Origin of the sequence: Caulobacter sp. SLTY (genome assembly GCF_009905535.1) — a bacterium.
Classification (GTDB): domain Bacteria; phylum Pseudomonadota; class Alphaproteobacteria; order Caulobacterales; family Caulobacteraceae; genus Caulobacter.
In genome coordinates this window covers 128451-147630 of record NZ_JAAALA010000006.1, presented here as the reverse complement: position 1 = coordinate 147630, position 19180 = coordinate 128451, and the positions used below count along the sequence as shown (strand labels likewise).

At 68.2% G+C, this 19180-nt stretch carries 22 protein-coding genes; 7 read left to right on the top strand and 15 right to left on the bottom strand.

Annotation, left to right across the window (positions count from 1 at the left end):
• Positions 1-91 precede the first annotated feature (91 nt).
• Both GVN21_RS05265 and GVN21_RS05260 read right to left on the bottom strand, forming a co-directional pair.
• On the bottom strand, positions 92-1024 hold the full coding sequence (locus tag GVN21_RS05265; RefSeq protein WP_166573672.1) for an electron transfer flavoprotein subunit alpha/FixB family protein: 933 nt from the start codon (positions 1022-1024) through the stop codon (positions 92-94).
• On the bottom strand, positions 1024-1773 hold the full coding sequence (locus tag GVN21_RS05260; protein WP_166573671.1) for an electron transfer flavoprotein subunit beta/FixA family protein: 750 nt from the start codon (positions 1771-1773) through the stop codon (positions 1024-1026). Before GVN21_RS05260 ends, GVN21_RS05265 begins: the two co-directional genes overlap by 1 nt.
• 162 nt (positions 1774-1935) lie before the next feature.
• Here GVN21_RS05260 and GVN21_RS05255 point away from each other — a divergent pair, with 162 nt between their 5' ends.
• Positions 1936-2283: a hypothetical protein gene (locus GVN21_RS05255; protein ID WP_166573670.1), complete on the top strand. Its 348-nt coding sequence runs from the start codon at positions 1936-1938 to the stop codon at positions 2281-2283.
• Between the two features lies 1 nt (position 2284).
• Here the strand turns inward: GVN21_RS05255 and GVN21_RS05250 are convergent, their stop codons facing one another.
• Both GVN21_RS05250 and GVN21_RS05245 read right to left on the bottom strand, forming a co-directional pair.
• The gene (locus GVN21_RS05250) at positions 2285-2863 is read right to left on the bottom strand and encodes a cob(I)yrinic acid a,c-diamide adenosyltransferase (RefSeq protein ID WP_166573669.1); all 579 of its coding nucleotides are present in this window, start codon (positions 2861-2863) and stop codon (positions 2285-2287) included.
• On the bottom strand, positions 2863-3063 hold the full coding sequence (locus GVN21_RS05245) for a twin transmembrane helix small protein (protein ID WP_166573668.1): 201 nt from the start codon (positions 3061-3063) through the stop codon (positions 2863-2865). Before GVN21_RS05245 ends, GVN21_RS05250 begins: the two co-directional genes overlap by 1 nt.
• A 337-nt stretch (positions 3064-3400) precedes the next feature.
• Here GVN21_RS05245 and GVN21_RS05240 point away from each other — a divergent pair, with 337 nt between their 5' ends.
• From GVN21_RS05240 to GVN21_RS05230, 3 genes are all read left to right on the top strand, one after another.
• Complete coding sequence (locus GVN21_RS05240) at positions 3401-3625, top strand: hypothetical protein (RefSeq protein ID WP_166573667.1); 225 nt, start codon at positions 3401-3403, stop codon at positions 3623-3625.
• Positions 3622-4272 (top strand): TetR/AcrR family transcriptional regulator, encoded by a 651-nt coding sequence (locus GVN21_RS05235; RefSeq protein ID WP_240902765.1) that lies wholly within the window; start codon positions 3622-3624, stop codon positions 4270-4272. The genes GVN21_RS05240 and GVN21_RS05235 overlap by 4 nt, the downstream gene beginning before the upstream one ends.
• Positions 4273-4335: 63 nt before the next feature.
• Positions 4336-4956: a TetR/AcrR family transcriptional regulator gene (locus GVN21_RS05230; protein ID WP_166573666.1), complete on the top strand. Its 621-nt coding sequence runs from the start codon at positions 4336-4338 to the stop codon at positions 4954-4956.
• Between the two features lie 49 nt (positions 4957-5005).
• Here the strand turns inward: GVN21_RS05230 and GVN21_RS05225 are convergent, their stop codons facing one another.
• The gene (locus GVN21_RS05225) at positions 5006-6694 is read right to left on the bottom strand and encodes an acyl-CoA dehydrogenase family protein (protein ID WP_166573665.1); all 1689 of its coding nucleotides are present in this window, start codon (positions 6692-6694) and stop codon (positions 5006-5008) included.
• Between the two features lie 138 nt (positions 6695-6832).
• Between GVN21_RS05225 and GVN21_RS05220 the strand changes: the two genes are divergently transcribed.
• Entirely contained in the window at positions 6833-7459 is a 627-nt protein-coding gene (locus GVN21_RS05220; RefSeq protein WP_166573664.1) for a glutathione S-transferase, read from the top strand.
• A gap of 7 nt (positions 7460-7466) precedes the next feature.
• On the opposite strand, the gene GVN21_RS05215 is transcribed toward GVN21_RS05220, so the two are convergent.
• The gene (locus GVN21_RS05215) at positions 7467-8243 is read right to left on the bottom strand and encodes an alpha/beta fold hydrolase (protein ID WP_166573663.1); all 777 of its coding nucleotides are present in this window, start codon (positions 8241-8243) and stop codon (positions 7467-7469) included.
• A 183-nt stretch (positions 8244-8426) separates the two neighbouring features.
• Here GVN21_RS05215 and GVN21_RS05210 point away from each other — a divergent pair, with 183 nt between their 5' ends.
• Complete coding sequence (locus tag GVN21_RS05210) at positions 8427-8972, top strand: RNA 2'-phosphotransferase (protein ID WP_166573662.1); 546 nt, start codon at positions 8427-8429, stop codon at positions 8970-8972.
• Here the strand turns inward: GVN21_RS05210 and folP are convergent.
• The gene (folP, locus tag GVN21_RS05205; RefSeq protein ID WP_166573661.1) at positions 8939-9730 is read right to left on the bottom strand and encodes a dihydropteroate synthase; all 792 of its coding nucleotides are present in this window, start codon (positions 9728-9730) and stop codon (positions 8939-8941) included. The genes GVN21_RS05210 and folP overlap by 34 nt on opposite strands.
• A gap of 77 nt (positions 9731-9807) precedes the next feature.
• Between folP and GVN21_RS05200 the strand changes: the two genes are divergently transcribed.
• Complete coding sequence (locus tag GVN21_RS05200) at positions 9808-10644, top strand: DUF4344 domain-containing metallopeptidase (protein WP_166573660.1); 837 nt, start codon at positions 9808-9810, stop codon at positions 10642-10644.
• Between the two features lie 37 nt (positions 10645-10681).
• Here the strand turns inward: GVN21_RS05200 and ftsH are convergent, their stop codons facing one another.
• The 8 genes from ftsH to tolQ all read right to left on the bottom strand — a co-directional run bounded on the left by ftsH (position 10682) and on the right by tolQ (position 19040).
• The gene (gene ftsH / locus GVN21_RS05195; protein WP_166573659.1) at positions 10682-12586 is read right to left on the bottom strand and encodes an ATP-dependent zinc metalloprotease FtsH; all 1905 of its coding nucleotides are present in this window, start codon (positions 12584-12586) and stop codon (positions 10682-10684) included.
• Positions 12587-12636: 50 nt separating this feature from the next.
• Entirely contained in the window at positions 12637-14052 is a 1416-nt protein-coding gene (gene tilS, locus GVN21_RS21320; RefSeq protein WP_166573690.1) for a tRNA lysidine(34) synthetase TilS, read from the bottom strand.
• Positions 14049-14900 carry a tol-pal system protein YbgF gene (ybgF, locus tag GVN21_RS05185; protein ID WP_166573658.1) on the bottom strand — a complete coding sequence of 284 codons (852 nt, stop codon included), beginning with the start codon at positions 14898-14900 and terminating at the stop codon, positions 14049-14051. The genes tilS and ybgF overlap by 4 nt, the downstream gene beginning before the upstream one ends.
• 102 nt (positions 14901-15002) lie before the next feature.
• Complete coding sequence (gene pal / locus GVN21_RS05180) at positions 15003-15554, bottom strand: peptidoglycan-associated lipoprotein Pal (protein ID WP_166573657.1); 552 nt, start codon at positions 15552-15554, stop codon at positions 15003-15005.
• Positions 15555-15706: 152 nt separating this feature from the next.
• A complete protein-coding gene (gene tolB / locus GVN21_RS05175; RefSeq protein WP_166573656.1) occupies positions 15707-17008 on the bottom strand; it encodes a Tol-Pal system beta propeller repeat protein TolB in 1302 nt (433 codons plus the stop codon).
• 61 nt (positions 17009-17069) lie between these two features.
• Complete coding sequence (locus GVN21_RS05170) at positions 17070-17717, bottom strand: energy transducer TonB (protein ID WP_166573655.1); 648 nt, start codon at positions 17715-17717, stop codon at positions 17070-17072.
• 132 nt (positions 17718-17849) lie between these two features.
• A complete protein-coding gene (locus GVN21_RS05165) occupies positions 17850-18338 on the bottom strand; it encodes an ExbD/TolR family protein (RefSeq protein ID WP_166573654.1) in 489 nt (162 codons plus the stop codon).
• Positions 18339-18341: 3 nt separating this feature from the next.
• The gene (gene tolQ, locus GVN21_RS05160; protein ID WP_166573653.1) at positions 18342-19040 is read right to left on the bottom strand and encodes a protein TolQ; all 699 of its coding nucleotides are present in this window, start codon (positions 19038-19040) and stop codon (positions 18342-18344) included.
• Between the last annotated feature and the right edge of the window lie 140 nt (positions 19041-19180).

The window sequence follows — 19180 nt, the reverse complement described above, 5'->3', positions numbered from 1 at the left end:
CGGGGGCGGAGAGCGAAGGCGGCGCGCCGGCCGAAAAGAAAAAGGGCCGGACGTTTCCGTCCGGCCCCCAATCTTCAGCGGTGAAGGGCGATCAGCCCAGCGCCGCCATCAGTTCCGGGACGACCGTCTTGTAGTCGCCCACGATGCCGTAGTCGGCGACCTGGAAGATCGGCGCGTCGGCGTCCTTGTTGATGGCCACGATGACCTTGCTGTCCTTCATCCCGGCCAGATGCTGGATGGCGCCCGAGATGCCGACCGCGATGTAGAGGGCCGGGGCGACGACCTTGCCGGTCTGGCCGACCTGGTAGTCGTTGGGGGCATAGCCCGCATCGACCGCCGCGCGGCTAGCGCCGACGGCGGCGCCCAGCTTGTCGGCCAGGGGCTCGATCACCTTGCTGAACTCCTCGGCCGAGCCCATGGCGCGGCCGCCGGAGACGACGATCTTGGCCGCCGCCAGTTCCGGACGGTCGGACTTGACCATCTCTTCGCTGACGAAGGTCGTGCCCGAGCCGTTGGCGCCGGCCGAGGCCGATTCCACCGAGGCCGAGCCGCCTTCACCCGCCGCCTTGAAGGCGGTCGGACGGACGGTGAGGACCTTCTTGGCGTCCGAGGACTGCACGGTCTCCAGCGCGTTGCCGGCGTAGATCGGCCGCACGAAGGTGTCGGCGCTGACCACCTCGATCACGTCGGTGATCGGGGCGACGTCCAGCTTGGCGGCGATGCGGGGGGCGTAGTTCTTGCCGCCCGAGGTGGCCGGGATCAGGACGGCGTCGTAGCCGCCCATCAAGCCTTCGACCGTGGCCGCCTGAGCTTCGGCGACGCCGTGGCCCAGATCGGCGCTGTCGGCCAGCAGGACCTTGCGCACGCCTTCGATCTTGGCGGCCGCGTCGGCGACGGCCTGGGCGCCGGCGCCCATGACCAGGAGGTCCACGTCCCCGCCGAACGCCAGGGCGGCGGTGACGGTCTTGTGGGTGGAGTCGCGCAGGTGCGCGTTGTCGTTATCCGCGACGACCAGGACGGCCATTAGAGCACCCCCGCTTCGGTCTTGAGTTTGGTGACGAGTTCGGCGGCGTTCTCGACCTTGATCCCGGCCGAGCGCTTCGGCGGCTCAGTGACCTTCAGCACCTTGAGGCGCGGCGCCGTATCGACGCCGTAGTCGGCGACCGCCTTCATGGCGATCTCCTTCTTCTTGGCCTTCATGATGTTGGGCAGGGAGGCGTAGCGCGGCTCGTTGAGGCGCAGGTCGGCGGTGACGATCGCCGGGGTCGGTACGTCCAGCACCTGCAGGCCGCCGTCAACCTCGCGGGTCACGGTCGCCTTGCCGCCGGCCACTTCGACCTTGGAGGCGAAGGTGGCTTGCGGCCAGCCCAGCAGGGCCGAGAGCATCTGGCCGACCGCGGCGTTGTCACCGTCGATGGCCTGTTTGCCCATGACCACCAGGTCCGGCTTCTCCTCGTCGACCACGGCCTTGAGCAGCTTGGCCACGGCCAGGGGCTCAACGTCGGTGTCCGACTGGATCAGGATGCCCCGGTCGCCGCCCATGGCCAGGGCGGTGCGGATGGTTTCCTGCGCCTGCTGCGGGCCGATGGAGACGATGACCACCTCGGTGGCGACGCCCTTTTCCTTGAGGCGCACGGCTTCCTCGACCGCGATCTCGCAGAAGGGGTTCATGCTCATCTTGACGTTGGCCAGATCGACGCCGGTCTGATCGGCCTTCACCCTGGCTTTGACGTTGTAATCGATAACCCGTTTGACCGGGACCAGCACCTTCATGGGTATTGTCCGCCCGTGTTGCGTTGCGAAAAATCTTGCGCGGACAGGCTGATACTAGCTTGGGCGCGCATTGCAAGTTTCCCCAAGGGGCAACAGGGGCCGAAAATCGCCCCGTTCCGCGTGGCTGGATAGGCTCCCGCATTTCCGCTAGAGCGCAGCGCCATGAACATCACAATCGACCGGCTCAAGATCATCTTCCTCGGCATCTTCGCCGTGGCCGTGGTTGCCATCTGGGGCTACCAGATCTTCTACGTCTGGCCGGCCAAGGCCTGCGAGCGCGACCAGCGCTGGTGGGACGGCGCCACCCGCACCTGCGCCACCCCCATCTTTATCCCTGACATCACCGGCCGTCCGGCCGGCGTCAGCCGCGAGGACTGGTCCAAGCAGCAGGCCGCCAAGGCCCAGCAGCGCGAGAGGATGGGACCGAATGCGCAGGGTTCGACCCCCAAGGTCGAGGCGCCCAAGCCCGCCGAAGCGTCCAGCCCGGCCGAAAAGCCCGCCGCCAAATAGCCTAGCGGTTGGCCCCCGGCGTCCACAGCACATCGCCGGCGCCCTTTTCGTTGGCCCAGCGGCCGGCCACAAACAGCAGGTCGGACAGGCGGTTCAGGAATTTCAGCGCCGCCGGGCTCACCACCTCATCCTCAAGGGCCGCCAGCGCCACCGCCTCGCGCTCGGCGCGGCGGCAGACGGTGCGGGCCAGGTGCAGGGCGGCGGCGGCGGGCGTGCCGCCGGGCAGGACGAAGCTGGTCAGGTCCGACAGCTCGCCGTTCAGCAGGTCGATCTCGCGCTCCAGCCGGTCCACCTGGCTCTGGACGATACGCAAGGGCTCCCATTCCAGCTTCTGGCCGCGATCGGGCGTGGCAAGGTCGGCGCCCAGGTCGAAGAGGTCGTTCTGGGCGCGCATCAGAATGCCGTCCAGAACCGCATCGCCGCCGGTATGCAGCCGGACTAGCCCCAGGCAGGCGTTGGTCTCGTCCACCGCCCCATAGGCGCTTACCCGGGGATGGGTCTTGCTGACCGGCTCGCCGCTGGCCAGCCGGGTGCCGCCGCCATCGCCCGTGCGGGTGTAGATTCGGTTGAGCGTGACCATTAGCTCTTCGTCCGCCACCAGAAGGCCGCCACCAGCACAAGGATGGCGATGAACTGCATCACAACCCGGAGCCTCATCAACTTGTTGGATTTGGAGCGACCGGTGTCGCCTCCGCGCCACAGGGCATAGAGGCCGAAGCCCAGAGTGATCAGGACCGCGGCCAGGGCAAGCGGGATGAGGAGGTCGAAGATGTCGCGCACGGCCCACCTTACCGCCCGCGATCCCTTCTGAGCCAAGGATTTCTGCGATCCGTGGTCGCCCGAATTGAAATTCTCCCGTTCGGCGCCATGTGTTCAATGATCGCGTTCAGTGAGTGCAAATGTCGCATTTCCGACAGAGATCGTTGAATGATATCGGTATCATCAGCTCAGTTCTGTAGCGCGTGATATAGTTTTTACGTCTTGATCTCGCCTTTTGCAGTCGATAAAGGCGCGCCCCCACAACCGCTGACGGCGGTTCGCTGAACATGATCGACCCCTTACCGCGGATCGGTTCGGCCAAATGTCACAGCGGGAAGGCATGAGAGGCTCGAAGGTTATGGCAGCCATGCCGAGACCGGCGGACAGTCCGTCGGCCGATGAAATGAACGAAACCATGGCGGAAGTCCGCCAGTTGATCACCGATCTGCGCGATGCGGCGCAGGACGGCCGGGAGCTCGCCCGTCGTTATTCCGAGATCCTGCAGAACGTAGTCGACGAGTACTGCGTTGAATTCGAGCAGCGCGCCGCCAGCGCTCTCGCCAAGTTGGAGTCCAATCGATGAACCATATCCCGATGCGCGTGATCGCCTCCCCGGCCGTGCGTCCCGCCAAGCCGACCCGCCGCGCGCTCGCCAAGCAGCGCACCCGCGAGAAGGTTCTGGCCGCCGCCCGTCAGCTGTTCACCGAGCGTGGCTATGAGGGCGCCACAATCCGTGACATCGCCAAGGCCGCCGGCATGTCGACCGGCGCGGTGTTCGCCAGCTTCGCCGACAAGAGCGAACTGTTCGACGAGATCCTGGCCCAGGACTACGCCCTGCTGAACGAAGCCATGCAGGACGCCGCCCGGAGCAGCGACGATGTCGCCGCCAACCTGACCAACCTGTTCTCGGTGGCCTATCGCTTCCACATGAGCCAGCTGCCCCTGCTTCAGGCCGGAATCTCCGCGTCCTGGACCCGCAGCGATGTGGCCGAGAAACGCAACCGAGAGGCGCTGAAGCCGGTCCAGACCCTGGTCAGCGACACCCTGCGCAGCGGTGTGGAGCGCGGCGAACTGTCGCAGCGCGCCGACCTGCGCTTGATCGCGGGCGTTCTGTGGGACGTTTACCTCGCCGGTTACCGTCGCGCAGTGTTCGACGGATGGACTGCAGACGACCTGACCTCACGCCTGTCGGATCAGATCAATCTGATCCTGGCCGGCGCGCGTAGTTAGAGGCGCAAACAAGACGCCTCGGCACTGTCGGGGCGTCTTTTCATATCAACCCCGGGGGAACAGTTGGGGGTACGGGACGCTCAAAAGGCGGCGACGCGCGAGAAGGTGCTGTCGGCCGCCCGTGATCTCTTCCATGAGATCGGTTACGAAGAAACGACGATCCGCGCGATCGCCGATCGGGCGGGCGTCTCCGTCGGCAGCGTCTTCACTACCTTCAGCTCCAAGGCCGATGTTCTGAGCCAGGTGATGGCCGACCGGGTGGAGCCCTTGCAGGCCGAGCTGGTCAGGGTGCTGCCCTATCTGCGGGGGTCCACGGCCGATCGCATCTGCTCGATCTTCGCCATTCACTACGATTTCGAATGCCGGCGGGTGAAGCTGTTCCTGGCCCACATCGCCGCCTCCTTCAGCCCCTCGCTGGAGGAAACCACCATACCGTTCGGCCGCAATCAGGGCTTCCGGGGCATGCTGCTCGACATCCTGGCCGAGGGCATCACGCGGGGCGACATCCGGCCTGACGCCGACCTCGACCTGGTCCTGGAATGTCTGATGGCCGCCTACGCCTGGAACTACAGCCATGCGGCCCAGCTCGGCGCCGACGCGGTGGCCCTGACCGCGAGGATGGACAAGCAGGTGCATATCATCCTGTCGGGCGTCCGGCCGCAGACGAGCTATGGGGCGATGTAGGCTCCAATTCCTCCCCCGCCTCGCGCGAGGAAGGAACTCAACCCGCCCCTCAGTTCCCATCCTCAAGCAGGCGCCGGGCGATCACCTGCGCCTGGATCTCACCCGCGCCTTCGAAGATGTTCAAAATCCGCGCGTCGGCCAGCACGCGGCTGACCTCGTATTCCATCGCAAATCCATTGCCGCCGTGGATTTGCAGGGCGTTGTCGGCGGCGGCCCAGGCGACGCGGGCGGCGATCAGCTTGGCCATGCCGGCCTCCAGGTCGCAGCGCTTGCCCTCGTCCTTCTGGCGGGCGGCATAGTAGGTCAGCTGGCGAACCCCCATCAGCTCGGCGGCCATCATGGCCAGCTTGTTGGCCACGCGGGGGAAGCCGAAGATCGGTCCGCCGAACTGCTTGCGGTCCAGCGCGTAGTTGAGGCCCAGTTCCAGTCCACGCTGGGCGACGCCGACCGCGCGGGCGGCGGTCTGGATGCGGGCGCTCTCGAAGGTGGCCATCAGCTGCTTGAAGCCCTGGCCCGGCTGGCCGCCCAGCAGGTTGGCAGCCGGAACGACGAACCCGTCGAAGCCGATCTCGTACTCCTTCATGCCGCGATAGCCGATCACCTCGATCTCGCCGCCGCTCATGCCGGGGGTAGGGAAGGGCGCGCTGTCGTCACCGCGCAGCTTGGGGGCCAGCAGCATGGAGAGACCGCGGTAGTCGGTGGTGTCCGGCTCGGTGCGGACCAGCAGGGTCATCACATCGGCGCGGGCCGCATGGGTGATCCAGGTCTTGTTGCCGGTGACGATGTAGCGGTCGCCCTCCAGCACCGCGCGAGTGCGCAGGGCGCCCAGGTCCGAGCCGGTGTTGGGCTCGGTGAACACGGCGGTCGGCAGGATCTCGGCGCTGGCGATGCGCGGCAACCATTCGGCCTTCTGCTCATCCGTGCCGCCGGTCAGAATCAGCTCGGCGGCGATCTCCGAACGGGTGGCCAGGGAGCCGACGCCGATCCAGGCGCGGGAGAGTTCCTCGGAGACCACGCACATGGCGGTCTTGCCCATCCCCGCGCCGCCGAACTCTTCAGGAATGGTCAGGCCGAAGACGCCGAGATCCCCCAGCTCCTTGACCAGGTCCAGCGGGATCAGCTCGTCGTTCAGGTGCCACTGGTGGGCAAACGGGATGACCTTCTCTTCCGCGAAGCTGTGGAACTGGTCGCGGATCATTTCGAAGGTTTCGTCCAGGCCGGTGTCCTCGACGGTGGCCTTGCCGCGCGCCTCCGCCACCAGCTGGGCCACCCGGCTCTTCACCGCCTGGCCGCCGCCTTCCTGGACGAAGCGCATCAGGGCAGGGGCAAACAGCCGGTTCATGGTCTCGCGGCTGGCGGTCAGGTCGGCGGGGCGAATGATCTCGCCCTGGTTCATCGGGATGCCGCCGATCAGCTGGGCGGCGTATTCGCTGAACAGCAGCTGGGCCAGCAGAGCGTCGGTCTCGCTGAATTTGCCGGCGGCCTCCAGGCTTGACGCCCAGCCGGCGACCTGGGTCATCAGCTCGGCGTAGCTGGCATACCAGCCGAAGCCATGCACCGCGTGCTGCTCGGCGTCGGCCAGCTTGCGGTCGATGCGCCCGCCGCCGGTGATCTTCGCCTTCACCGCCCCTTTCGCCTCGGCCACGAAGGCCTGAACCGCCCCGGCCGCCTCGTCCAGCAAGGGGACCAGGCCCTCCAGGATCAGGCTGTGATCGGCGACGGGAGCGGTGGCGGTCATGCGAACGATATCCCCGGATTTCTTGTGCGGCGCACTATAGATATTCCGCAATTGCACACAACACAGGGGCGCGGCGCACGATTTTGCCGTCGGCGTTCGGCGCGCTATCACAGCTCCAGGCAGTCGAAAGGGCCCCCTATGATCGTCGTCCATCACCTGAACGAAAGCCGTTCCCAGCGGATCCTGTTCGTGCTCGAGGAACTCGGGCTGCCCTATGAGATCAAGCACCACGCCCGCGACGCCACCACCCGCCTGGCGCCGCCGGAGCTGAAGGCCGTGCATCCGCTGGGCAAGAGCCCGGTGATCGTCGACGGGGCGACCACGGTGCACGAGAGCGGGGCGATTATCGACTACATCATCCGCCGGCACGGCGGTGGCCGGCTGGCGCCCGATCCGGCGACGCCCGCCTATGACGCCTACCAGCAGTGGCTGCATTACGCCGAAGGCAGCGCCATGCTGCCGCTGATGCTCAACATGTATGTCAGCCGTCTCGGCGAGGGTGGCGCGCCGCTGCACCCGCGTATCCAGAGCGAGATCGCCAACCACCTGGACTTCGTCGACCAGAGCCTGTCGGGCCGCGACTACCTGCTGGGCTCGGACCTCACCGGCGCGGACGCCCAGATGAGCTTCGTGCCGGAGGTGGCCAAGGCCATGGGCCAATTGGACAAGTATCCGGCCATGGCCGCCTGGATCGCCAGAATCCACGCTCGACCGGCCTGGAAGGCGGCGCTGGATAAGGGCGGGGAGTATCTGCTGGGGCGGTAAGCCCCCCTCACCCGAACGGATCGTCCAGGTACCCGTCCAGGAAGTCGAACACCGTCGCCTTTAGCATGGCGTGGGGGATGGCATTGAAGTGGTCGCAGCCCTGCAGGGTGACGGCCTTGGCCCCGGGGATGGTATCAGCGAGCGCCTGCGGGTCGCCGGCCAGGGCGTCGCGGCTTCCGGCCACCACCAGGGTGGGGCAGCGTACGGCGAACAGCTCGTCGGCGTCGAACTCGCGGGACGGGGCGCGGACGAAGGCGGCCAATGCCAGGCGGTCCTCTCCCTGTTCGTCGGCGAAGTGGCGGAAACTCTGGAGGAGCGGTTCGGCGATGGTGGCCGGATCGTCGGCCTCCATGGCCTGGGCCATGCGGTCGTCGCGCGGCGTTGGCGTCAGCAGTCGTCCGCCGACGCCGCCGAGCACCAGGTTGGCGATCCGCTCCGGCGCGGACATCGCCAGCCCCAGCGACAGCCGCGCGCCCATAGAATAGCCGACCAGGTCGGCCCGGCCGATGCCCAGATGGTCCAGCAGGCCGGTCAGGTCGCCCAGCAGCGTCCCGCGCGAATAGAGGGCCGCCTCGTGCGGCTTGCCGCTGGCGCCATGGCCGCGCAGGTCCAGCGCGATGACCCGTTGGCCCCGGCGTTCGAAGGCGGCGTACCATCCGGTGCGTTTCCAGGCCTCTTCGCGGTTCGAAGCGAAACCGTGAACCAGCAGCACGGGCGGGCCGCCGGCCACGCCCGTGTCGTCGAAGGCGATGGTCACGCCGTCCGATGCGGTGAACTCTGCCAAATTCGTCCCTCGCCAGGCTATTTCGTCACGCATTGCGCGCGACAGCGTCAGGCGCTCCTCCCGATACGGAACAGTGCCGCCCCGGGGCCGCCGCGTCCATACGCGGAATCTGAGTCATCTGGCCGCAGACCTGTGTTCTCGCCGTCCTAGCGGCGTCGCGCGGCCCGTGGCATGGGCGCGCCCATGAAAAAGGATACGAAAACCATCTCCAAGACCCTCTCCTACTGGCTGCGCCATGCGCCGGAAGCGGGAAATCTGGTCCTGGAACCGGCCGGCTGGGCGCCGGTCGATCACGTGCTGGCCTCGCTGAAGACCGTCAGCTTCGATGAGCTGACGACCGTGGTCGAGGAAAACGACAAGCAGCGGTTCGAGTTCAGCGGCGACCTCGAGCGCATCCGCGCGCGCCAGGGCCATTCAATTGAGATCACCCTCGACCTGCCATCCACCACGCCGCCGGCGCGCCTGTTCCACGGCACGGTGAAGCGGGCGCTGGACGCCATCTTCGCCGAGGGGCTGAAGAAGATGGCCCGCCACCACGTCCACCTGTCGCCGGACCTGGAGACCGCCCGCAAGGTGGGCGCGCGGCGGGGCGCGCCGGTGATCCTGGTGGTCGACGCGGCGCGGATGGCCGCCGACGGCCATGTCTTCATGGTCAGCAGCAACGGGGTCTGGCTGACCGACGCCGTGCCGGCCGCCTATCTGTCCTTCGTGGAGGCTACCGCCGCCTGAACCGCCAGGGCCTGCACCGTTTCGCGCACGTCGTGGACCCGGACGGTGGCCACGCCGGCGCGGGCGCCCTCGAGAGCGACAGCCAGGGAGCCGCCGAGCCGTTGGTCGGCCTGGGTGGCGAGGGAGTCGATGGCCGCGATGAACCGTTTGCGGCTGGCCCCCAGCAGGATCGGGAAGCCGGAGGCCACGAAGCGGGGCAGGGCGGCGATCAGGGCCAGGTTGTGGGCCGTCGTCTTGCCGAAGCCGATGCCGGGGTCGAGCTGGATGCGCTCACGGGCGACGCCGCCGGCCATCGCCGCTTCGGCGCGGGTCAGCAGGAACGCCTCCACCTCGGCGACCACATCGTCGTAGCGGGGGTCGTCCTGCATGGTGCGCGGCTCGCCCAGCATATGCATCAGCACCACGTCGCAGCCGAGCCCGGCGGCGGTCTCCACCGCGCCGGGCTCGCGCAGGGCGGCGACGTCGTTCCAGATGGTCGCGCCGGCGGCGATGGCCGCGCGGGCCACGTCGGGTTTCAGGGTGTCGATGGAGATCGGCGCGGCGGTGCGGGCCCGCAGGCCTTCGATCACAGGGACGACGCGGGCGATCTCCTCGGCCGCTGCGACGGCCGTGGCGCCGGGGCGGGTCGACTCGCCCCCGATGTCGAGGAGGTCGGCGCCGTCGGCCAGCAGGGCCAGACCGTGCGCAACGGCCGCGTCCGGCCGGTCATGCCGCCCGCCGTCGGAGAAGCTGTCCGGCGTCACGTTGACGATGCCCATGACCATAGGCGGGCGATGTGCATTTTCCCACATTTTTGAGTGATGCGACGGCGCGGCGCTTCGCTCAAGAGAGCCGGATGAAAACCCTGTCTCGCCTTGCCCTCGCCGCCGCTCTGTCGCTGTCGGTCTGCCTGCCCACCACGGCCCAGCCGCTGCTCAAGCTGGCCCCGCCGCAGTCGCTGTTCCGGGAGGCGGTGACCCTGGCGCAGTTCACCCGGGGCACCCTGCGATTCGTGCTGCTGCACGAGCTCGGCCACGGTTTCGTCGATGTCTATGAGTTGCCGGTGCTGGGCCGGGAGGAGGACGCGGCCGACCGGTTCGCCATCTTCTGGCTATCGCCCGACGGGGCCGGGGAGGACGGGCTGGACGCGGTCGGGGCGATGGAATGGTGGATGGCCTCGGCGAAGATGAACCCGACCGCCCGCGCCGACCTGCCCTGGTGGGACGAACACGGTATGGACGAACAGCGGGCCTTCCAGATCGCCTGCCTGCTTTACGGGCGGGCGCCGGACGATTTCGGGCCGCTGGCCGGGCGGGTGGGTATTCCGCAGGACCGCCGGGACAGCTGCCGGTTCGAGGCGGCGCAGAACAGCCTGAGCTGGGGAAAGCTGCTGAAGGCGAACGTTTCCAACCTGCACAGCCTGGACAGCTTCTTCACCACCCTGACCTACGAGCCGGCCTCGCCGTCCACCGCGGATGCCGCCGCCTTGGCCAAGCGCCTGGGTCTGCTGGAGGAGGTGCGTGAAATCCTGCGCCAAATGCGCTGGGCGGAGGGCCAGGAGACCATCCGGATCGTGGCCCGCGACTGCAAGGTCGCCAATGCCTTCTGGAGCCCCGCCAGGAATGAGCTGACACTCTGCTACGAACTGGTCAACCAGGTGGTCGAGGTCGGCGTCGCGGCGGGCTTCCGCTGAAAGAAAAACCCCCGGCGGGGAAGCCGGGGGTCGATCCCTAGTCTGCGTTCCGGGCCGTCGCCGTGCCCGGACGGGGCGAGATCGGCACGGCGACCGAGGGGCCGCCGGGGCGGCGGGTCTCGGGCTCTTCGCGCTTGGGCTTCACACCGTTCAGCACGCCGTTGATCTCCTCGCCGCTGAGGGTCTCGTACTCGAGCAGGGCCTGGGCCAGGGCCTCGAGGTCGGCGGCCTTCTCGGTCAGGATGCGCTTGGCCTCCTGGTAGCCGTCGTCAACCAGCCGCTTGACCTCCGCGTCGATCTTGCGGGCGGTCTCCTCGGAGACGTTCTGGGTGCGGGCCACCGAATGGCCGAGGAACACCTCTTCCTGGTTGTCGCCGTAGGCGACGAAACCCAGCTCGTCGGAATAGCCCCACTGGGTGACCATGGCGCGGGCCAGGTTGGTGGCGGCCTTGATGTCGCTGCTGGCGCCCGAGGTGATGTTCTCCTTGCCGAAGGTCAGCTCCTCGGCGACGCGGCCGGCCATCATGATGGCCAGGCGGGAGGTCATCTGGACGTACTTCATCGAGTAGCGGTCGCCTTCCGGCAACTGCATGACCATGCCCAGGGCCCGGCCGCGCGGCACAATGGTGGCCTTGTGTACGGGGTCGGCGGCGGGAACGTTGAGGGCCACCAGGGCGTGGCCGCCCTCGTGGTAGGCGGTCAGCCGCTTTTCTTCCTCGTTCATGGCCATCGACCGGCGCTCGGCGCCCATCATGACCTTGTCCTTGGCCGACTCGAAGTCGTGCATGGTGACCATGCGGCGGTTCTTGCGGGCGGCGGTCAGCGCGGCCTCGTTGACCAGGTTGGCCAGGTCCGCGCCGGAGAAACCGGGGGTGCCGCGGGCCAGGGTCTTGGTGTCGACGTCGGCCGATAGGGGCACGTTGCGCATGTGGACGCGCAGGATCTTCTCGCGGCCGGTCACGTCGGGGTTGGGCACCACGACCTGGCGGTCGAAGCGGCCTGGACGCAGCAGGGCCGGGTCCAGAACGTCGGGGCGGTTGGTGGCGGCGATCAGAATGATGCCTTCGTTGGCCTCGAAGCCGTCCATCTCGACCAGCAGTTGGTTGAGGGTCTGCTCGCGCTCATCGTTGCCGCCGCCGAGGCCCGCGCCACGGTGCCGGCCGACGGCGTCGATTTCGTCGATGAAGATGATGCAGGGGGCGTTCTTCTTGGCCTGCTCGAACATGTCGCGCACGCGGCTGGCGCCGACGCCGACGAACATTTCCACGAAGTCCGAACCGGAGATGGTGAAGAAGGGCACGCCCGCCTCACCCGCGACGGCGCGGGCGATCAGGGTCTTACCAGTGCCGGGGGGGCCGACCAGCAGGGCGCCCTTGGGGATCTTGCCGCCCAGGCGCTGGAACTTGGCCGGGTCCTTCAGGAAGTCGACGATCTCCTGCAGCTCTTCCTTGGCCTCGTCGACGCCCGCCACATCGTCAAAGGTGATGCGGTTCTTGTTCTCGGTCAGCAGCCGGGCCTTGGACTTGCCGAAGCCCATGGCGCCGCGGGCGCCGCCCTGCATCTGGCGCATGAAGAAGATCCAGACGCCGATCAGCAGCAGGATCGGCAGGGCCTGGGCCAGGACACTCCAGATGCTGAATTTCTCAGTGCGCTGGAAGTTGACGTCCACGTCCCTGGCTTCCAGCCGCTTCATCAACTCTTCGGTCGGCGGTGCGGTCGAATAGATGACGTTGCCGTCGGAGGTGGTCAGCTTGGCCCGGTTGCCGGCGAAATCGACCTTGCGCACTTCGCCGGCATCGACCTTGTCGAGCATGGTCGAATAGCTGATGTCTTCGCCGGCCTTCGGGCCGCCGGCGGGAACGGTGCGCTGGCTGAGCACACTGTAGATGCCGATCATCACGACGAGGATGACGCCCCAGACCGCCAGATTGCGCAGGTTCATGCTCTCAACTCATCCCAACAGATGTTGTGGCCACAAGGGTGGACTGAAACTCAAGATAGGACGCCCCCCGCCGCTTCGCCATGTTCCGCGACCGGATACGCCTCCGCTTCCCGGCTGATGAACCCCAGCGCCGCCTCGAAACGGGCCTGGACCAGCGACCGGGCGCGGACAATCGGGCTAGCTGCAAGGATCGGGCAAGTCCAGAGCCCGGCGCCGTCGGTGACCAGCGGCAGGGACCCCCTCGCCGCGGCCGGCAGGGCTTTCAGCGCGGTTTGCTGGGCTTTCGGCAGGTGGGCGGCATATCCCCAAAGTGGTTGCACTCTAACGCCCGGGGCGGTGGCGGTCAGGTCGAACCGGCCATCGAAGACGACGGGGGTGTGCCGGGACAGGACAGTGGGCGGCGATGGGCGCCGCGACAATTCGCCGGTCTCCCGGAAGACATGGAGATGGTCGGCGGCAGCTTCGATCCGGGCGCCGGCCAGGGTGGCGGTAAAGGGCTCGGACGTGGCGAGGCGGGTGAGGAGGGCGGTCAGGCTGTCGGTGCGGGGCGGGGTCGATGTGCCGGCGGCGCAGAGGCAGGCGGCGGCCAGTTCGCGTGACCCGATATCGCGCGGGAGGACGAGATAGCCCCAGCGCTCGGCCTCAACTCCAGAACTCCACCCTCTCCCCGTCATCCCGGCCGGAGCGGAGAAGCGCGGAGAGCCGGGACCCAGGGGGTGCGTGATCTCGATATTCGACGCAGCTTCGAGACCGGCGCCCTGTCCCTCCTGGGTCCCGGATAGTCGCTGCGCGCCTTCTGGGATGACAGAGGTTTTTGGGTTTGCGGTGGAGGCAAGCGTGTGCCGCGCCCGCGCCCGAGCGAAGCGCAGGTCGAGGTTTGCGGGGTCGTCGATCCAGGTGATGCCTCGGCCGGCGAGCCAGTCCTGCAAGGCGCCGCGCTTCAAACCCAGCAGCGGGCGGAGGACGAACACCCCGCGGCCTTCCGGCCAGGCGGGCGACGGTCCCCATTCACGGGCGTCAGGCAGGGTGGAGCCGGCGCCGCGCATGGCGGCGCTTTCGGCCAGGTCGCTGCCGGTGTGGCCCATCAGCAGGACGCGGGCCCCCAGCTCGCGGGCGGCCTGCGCCAACAGGGCGTGGCGGGCGGCGCGGGCGGCGGCGGGGATGCCGGTCTTCGGCTTCTGCCCCTCCCAACGAAGAATCCGATGCGGCCGGCCCCGATCAGCGGCCATGGCGGCGCAACGCTGGGCCCAGGCGGCGCTGTCCGGCTGCAGGCCGTGGTCGACGGTGAGGGCAACAACGGGGCGGCCGCTCAGGCGCGCCCAGCCGCTGACCAGGTGAAACAGGGCCAGGGAATCGGAGCCGCCGGACAGGGCCACGGCCAGGGGGGCCTGGCTGTGCCGCTCCAGCCGCGCGTCGAGCACCGCCCCGACCGCCGAGGCGACCGGGTCGCGGACCTGGACGGTCAGCCGGCGCACCGGGCCTGCTGGCTGACGGCCTGGGCGCGGGCCTTCACGCTGGCCGAGGCGTTGGGGTAGCGGCGCGGAAGCTCGGCCAGGGTAGCGCAGGCGTCGGCCGGCAGTTTCTGGGCCACCAGGGCGCGGGACAGTTCGACCACGGCATCGGGCGCCCAGCTGGTCTTGGGCCAGCCGCGCACGGCGCCGAGATAGGCGCTGGCGGCGCCGGCATTGTCGCCGCGGGCGCTTAAGGTCTTGCCCAGCCAGTAGCGGGCTTCCGGCGCCTTGGGGGTGTCGCCGAAGCGGTCGACGTAGCGGTCGAAGGAGACCTCGGCGCCGTTGTAGTCCCCGTCCGCCATCTGCTGGCGGCCGCGGGCGAACAGGGCGTCGGGGTCGATCGCCGTTTCCTCGGGGATGGCGGCGGCTTCCTCCGGGCCGGCTTGGGCGCCGGCGGTTTCCATGGCGGCGACCCGCTGTTCCAGGGCTGTCAGGCGGTCGCTCAGCACCTTGTTGTTGGCCTCGGAGGCGGCCAGGGCCTCCTTGGTGCGGTCCAGGTCGATCCGCAGCTCTTCGTTGCTGGCGTTGGCGCGGACCAGCGACTGCTCCAGGCTCTCGACCCGCTCGGTCAGGTCGGCCAGCATGGCCGGGGTCTCGGCGTCCTGGACGATCACCGGCTTTCCGGTATCGCGGCCCTGGAAGACGATGGCGCGCAGCTCGCGGACCACCTTCTCCATCTTCTCCAGCCGCCGGACCGAGCGATCGTCGAGCGGATCGGGCATCGGCGTCTGCGCCTGGGCGGCGAAGGCGGCCACGATGGCCAGGACAACGGCGGCATAGGGGGCGGCGGAACGGGTCTTCATGTCGCGACTGTGACCTTGGTGAGGCGTCAACAATACGGCGGAAAGCTTACGAAAAAGGGGGCCGCGTGAGCAGCCCCCCTGATCGTGCGCGGCTCAGGCGGCTTAGCGCGCGCCGTCGGTGATGATCGTCTGGCCGTTGCGGTTGCGCTGGTAGGCGTCTTCGCCGTAGCCGGGGTCGACCGGGCGTTCCTTGCCGTTGGACAGGGTGGCGATGCGGCTGGGGGCCACGCCGCGCTGCACCAGGTATTCGCGCACCGCGTTGGCGCGGCGGCTGCCGAGGGCCAGGTTGTACTCGCGGGTGCCGCGTTCGTCGCAATTGCCCTCGATGCGGATGCGCACGTTCGGATACCGGCGCAGCCACGCGGCCTGGGCGTCCAGCACCGGCATGGCGTCGGCGCGGATGTCGAAGCTGTCGAGGTCGAAGTAGACGAAATCGCCTACGTTGATGATGAAGTCCTGGCTGGAGCCGGGGATCGGGCGGCTGTCGACCGGGCCGGGGCCGGGCGGCGGCTGGTAGGGGCGGTCGGGCTGCGACGGACCCGGGCGCGGGCCGGGATCGGGATTGGGCTTCGGCTTGCTGGCGCAGGCGGCCAGCGAGGCGGCGGCGGTGGCGATCAGCGCCATCTTCAGGACGCTCTGGGTGTTGAAGCGCATCGGGCTTCCTCCTCAGTTAGATTTTTCGGCCCGATAGTGGCGCCGATCCAAAGTACGCGTACGACGGAAAGCTCCTCTGATCCTCACAATGCCGTGGGTTCGGTCGGCGAGGACTACAATTCATTTGCGGGTTGAACGCGCCGATCTCCCCTTTAGTCCAGCAGCGGCGACCAGGCCGGGTCGGAACCCGAACCCTGGTAGGGCGCCGGACGTAGAATGCGGCCGGTGATGTCCACGTTCCAAAGGCGCGGCTCGCCGCCCCGGCCCTCGCGGAAGAACATCAGCACCCGGCCGTTCGGCGCCCAGGTGGGGCCCTCGTCCAGGTAGCTGGTGGTCAGGATGCGCTCGTCCGAACCGTCGGGTTTCATGACCCCGATATGAAAGACGCCGCCCGATTGCTTGGTGAAGGCGATGAAGTCGCCCTTGGGGCTCCACACGGGCGTGGTGTAGCGGCCGCCGCCGCGGGAGATGCGGCGCACGCCAGAGCCATCCGAATTCATCACATAGAGCTGCGGACTGCCGCCCCGGTCGGAGTTGAAGACGATCTGGCCGCCGTTGGGCGAGAAGCTGCCGGAGGTGTCGATGCCCGGGTCGCTCGTCAGCCGCGTCTGGCCCCGGCTGCGCAGGTCCATCAGGTAGAGGTCGCTGTTGCCGTTGCGCTCGACACTGAACACCACCCGCTTCCCGTCCGGCGAGAAGCGCGGGGCGAAGACCATGCCGGCGAAGCGGCCCAGAGTCTCCTGGCGGCCGGTCTCGATGTTGAACAGGTAGATGGACGACCCCGTCGGCCTCAGGGCCATGTAGGTGATCTCCTGGCTGCCGGCCGAGAAGCGGGGGGTCATGACGATGTAGCTGCCGTCGGTCAGGTAGCTGTTGTTCGCCCCGTCCTGGTCCATGATCGACAGGCGCTTGACGCGTTTGCCGCGCGGACCGCTCTCGGCGATGAACACCACCCGGGTGTCGAAATAGCCGGTCTCGCCGGTCAGGCGCTCGTAGATCTGGTCGCTGATCTTGTGGGCCACCCGGCGCCAGTTTTCCGGGGTGGAGGTGAACTGCAGGCCCAGCAGGGGCGAGCCATCGCCGACGTTCCAGAGGCGGAAGTCGACCCGCATGCGGCCGTCGGCCTCGACGGTGACCTGGCCGTTGACCAGGATTTGGGCGTCGATGGCTTTCCAGGCGTCGAAGCGCGGCTGGACCGCGATGTTCAGGTCCCGCTCGGGAAAGGCGGACGGATTGATCGGGGCGAAGAAGCCGGAGCGTTCGAGGTTGGCGCTGATCACCTGGGCGATGTCGGCGCCCCGCCCGCCGCCGGTGAAGGCCGGCACGGCGATGGGCACCGGCTCGATATTGCCTTGGTTGATGTCGATCTCGACCTGGGCGGCGGCGACGCCGGGCAGGGCGGCGGCGCCCATGATCAGGGCGCAGAGGGCGATCAGCAGCGAGCGGAGAGTCATCGGCGGGTCCTCATGGCTGGCGAGCATGGCCAGGGCGATGGACGGGAATGAGGCGGCGCGGTCAGATGCATGCGTTGACCACGTTGAAGTTCATGGAGATGCGTTGGCCGGCCAGCCCGTCGGGCACGTCGCGGAAGGGCACGGCCTGGCGGATGGCCGCGATAACCCGGTCGCTTTCGGGCTGGATCAGGTGGGCGGGGCCTGAGGTCTTGGTCACCTGCGGGTTGCCCATCAGCTGACCGAGCGGCGAGAGGCGGAACTCGACGGTGATCCGCACGCCGCGCGCGCCCTCGGCGAAGCAGTTAGGCCGCCAGCGACGCTGGACCTGGGCCTGCAGGCCCTCCAGGGCGATACCTTGGGGCCCGCCGCCGAGGTTGCCCTTGGGTTGCGGCGTCGGCGAGGTGGGCGGGCGCTCCGGACCCTTCTTGCCGCCGGTCTTGGGCTGGCCGCCGCCGCGCTTGTTCAGTCGGCTTTCCAGGTCGTCGAAATCGAGTTCGGCGCGCTTTGCGGGCGCGGGGCTTGGCGTCGGCGGCTTGGGCTTTTCAGCCGGCTTGGCCTTGGGCGGCAGGGGCTGAGGCGTCGGCTCCGGGGCCGGCGGGGCCACCGGTTCGGGCGGGACCGGGATCGGCTCCTCGGTCAGGGCGTCCAACTCCTCGGGACCTTCGATGGTCTTGCGGAGTTCGGGTGGGCCGTCGCTGACGATGGTCACCGGCACCCCGGCGATGGCCAGGGGCTTGGGATCATGCGGCCAGGCAAACAGGGCCAGCGCCCCCAGCCCGGCGTGAATGGCCAGGGAGGCGATGAGCGCCGGCGCGATCTGGCGGCGTTCGCGGGCCAGGTCCTAGTCCCCCGCCTCTTCCGAAACCGGCCCGGAGGTCGGGCCGCCGGTGTCGGTGATCAGGTTGATCTTCTTGAAGCCGCCGGTGCTGAGCGCGGCCATCACCTGGGCGACGGCCTTATAGGTCGCTTCGGCATCGGCGCGGACGTAGACGGGCCGTTCGAAGTCCTGGTTGGCCAGGGCCGAGATTCGGGGTTTCAGCGCCTCGAAGGGGATCGGCTCCTCGCCGACATAGAGGCTGCCGTCCTTGCGGACGGTCAGGGTCAGGGGCTCCGACTGGTCCTGGAGCGAGCCGGCCTCGGTCTTGGGCAACTCCACCGACACGCCACTGGTCAGCAGCGGGGCGGAGATCATGAAGATGATCAGCAGCACCAGCATGACGTCGACCAGGGGGGTGACGTTGATCTCTGACAGGGCGCCGCGTCGGCCGCGTCCCCGTCTGCGGCGTCGCCCGCCGCCCGCCCCGAAGGCGTCGTTGGCCGAGAGCGCCATGCCTCAGACCTTCTCGGCCAGGCGGCGCTGTATGGCGGTGGACAGGTCGTCGGCGAAGCTTTCCAGCCGGCCGGCGAACTTGCCCGCGTCGGTCGAAAACTTGTTGTAGGCGATGTAGGCCGGGATGGCGGCGATCAGGCCGATGGCCGTGGCGAACAAGGCTTCCGCGATAGCAGGGGCGACGACCGGCAGGGACGTGTTCTGTTCCAGCGCGATGTTCTGGAAGGCGTTCATGATGCCCCAGACGGTGCCGAACAGGCCGATGAAGGGGCTGGCGGTGGCCACGATGGCCAGGGTGCCCAGGCCCTCTTCCGCCTTCTGGCTCTCGCGGGCGATGTTGCTGTCGAGGACGCGGTCGATCCGCTGGATCAGAAGGGCGGTCTGGGTGTCGCCTATGTGACCCTTGGCGCGGGTGTCGCGCCATTCGCGCAGGGCGGCGTTCAGCAGGCGGGGCAGGGGGTGCTTGGAGTTGCCAGCCTCCTGGGCGACCTCCTCCAGCGGGCGGCCGGAGCCGACCTTGTCCTCGAAGGCATTGGCTTGGCGGTTCAAGCCACTGAAGCGGACGGCCTTGTCGATGATCACCGCCCAGCTGACCAGCGACAGGATGGCCAAGCCGATCATCACCCCCTTGATCACCCAGTCGGCCTCAAGGAACAGGGACAGGAAGGAAAAGCTCTCGGCCGTGACGGCTTGCGGTTCCATGCGGCGATCAGGCTCCCCCGATAGGTGTCATCTTACCGGCATCATCTGCGCGGCTTTGGTGACAATAAGGCGTCGGAATGACTTGTGCCTTACTGGTTAACCAGAGGTGACCGCCGATGCACGCCGACTCGTGGCTGGCG

Bases quoted from the DNA above. Each gene is read 5' to 3' on its own strand.
- GVN21_RS05210 (WP_166573662.1), top strand. From the start codon at position 8,427: ATGAAAAAGGATACGAAAACCATCTCCAAGACCCTCTCCTACTGGCTG.
- ybgF (WP_166573658.1), bottom strand. From the start codon at position 14,900: ATGAAGACCCGTTCCGCCGCCCCCTATGCCGCCGTTGTCCTGGCCATC.
- GVN21_RS05255 (WP_166573670.1), top strand. From the start codon at position 1,936: ATGAACATCACAATCGACCGGCTCAAGATCATCTTCCTCGGCATCTTC.
- GVN21_RS05240 (WP_166573667.1), top strand. From the start codon at position 3,401: ATGGCAGCCATGCCGAGACCGGCGGACAGTCCGTCGGCCGATGAAATG.
- GVN21_RS05165 (WP_166573654.1), bottom strand. From the start codon at position 18,338: ATGGCGCTCTCGGCCAACGACGCCTTCGGGGCGGGCGGCGGGCGACGC.
- GVN21_RS05250 (WP_166573669.1), bottom strand. From the start codon at position 2,863: ATGGTCACGCTCAACCGAATCTACACCCGCACGGGCGATGGCGGCGGC.
- GVN21_RS05220 (WP_166573664.1), top strand. From the start codon at position 6,833: ATGATCGTCGTCCATCACCTGAACGAAAGCCGTTCCCAGCGGATCCTG.
- pal (WP_166573657.1), bottom strand. From the start codon at position 15,554: ATGCGCTTCAACACCCAGAGCGTCCTGAAGATGGCGCTGATCGCCACC.
- folP (WP_166573661.1), bottom strand. From the start codon at position 9,730: ATGGGCATCGTCAACGTGACGCCGGACAGCTTCTCCGACGGCGGGCGG.
- GVN21_RS05260 (WP_166573671.1), bottom strand. From the start codon at position 1,773: ATGAAGGTGCTGGTCCCGGTCAAACGGGTTATCGATTACAACGTCAAA.
- GVN21_RS05200 (WP_166573660.1), top strand. From the start codon at position 9,808: ATGAAAACCCTGTCTCGCCTTGCCCTCGCCGCCGCTCTGTCGCTGTCG.
- ftsH (WP_166573659.1), bottom strand. From the start codon at position 12,586: ATGAACCTGCGCAATCTGGCGGTCTGGGGCGTCATCCTCGTCGTGATG.
- tolB (WP_166573656.1), bottom strand. From the start codon at position 17,008: ATGACTCTCCGCTCGCTGCTGATCGCCCTCTGCGCCCTGATCATGGGC.
- GVN21_RS05225 (WP_166573665.1), bottom strand. From the start codon at position 6,694: ATGACCGCCACCGCTCCCGTCGCCGATCACAGCCTGATCCTGGAGGGC.
- tolQ (WP_166573653.1), bottom strand. From the start codon at position 19,040: ATGGAACCGCAAGCCGTCACGGCCGAGAGCTTTTCCTTCCTGTCCCTG.
- GVN21_RS05265 (WP_166573672.1), bottom strand. From the start codon at position 1,024: ATGGCCGTCCTGGTCGTCGCGGATAACGACAACGCGCACCTGCGCGAC.
- GVN21_RS05235 (WP_240902765.1), top strand. From the start codon at position 3,622: ATGAACCATATCCCGATGCGCGTGATCGCCTCCCCGGCCGTGCGTCCC.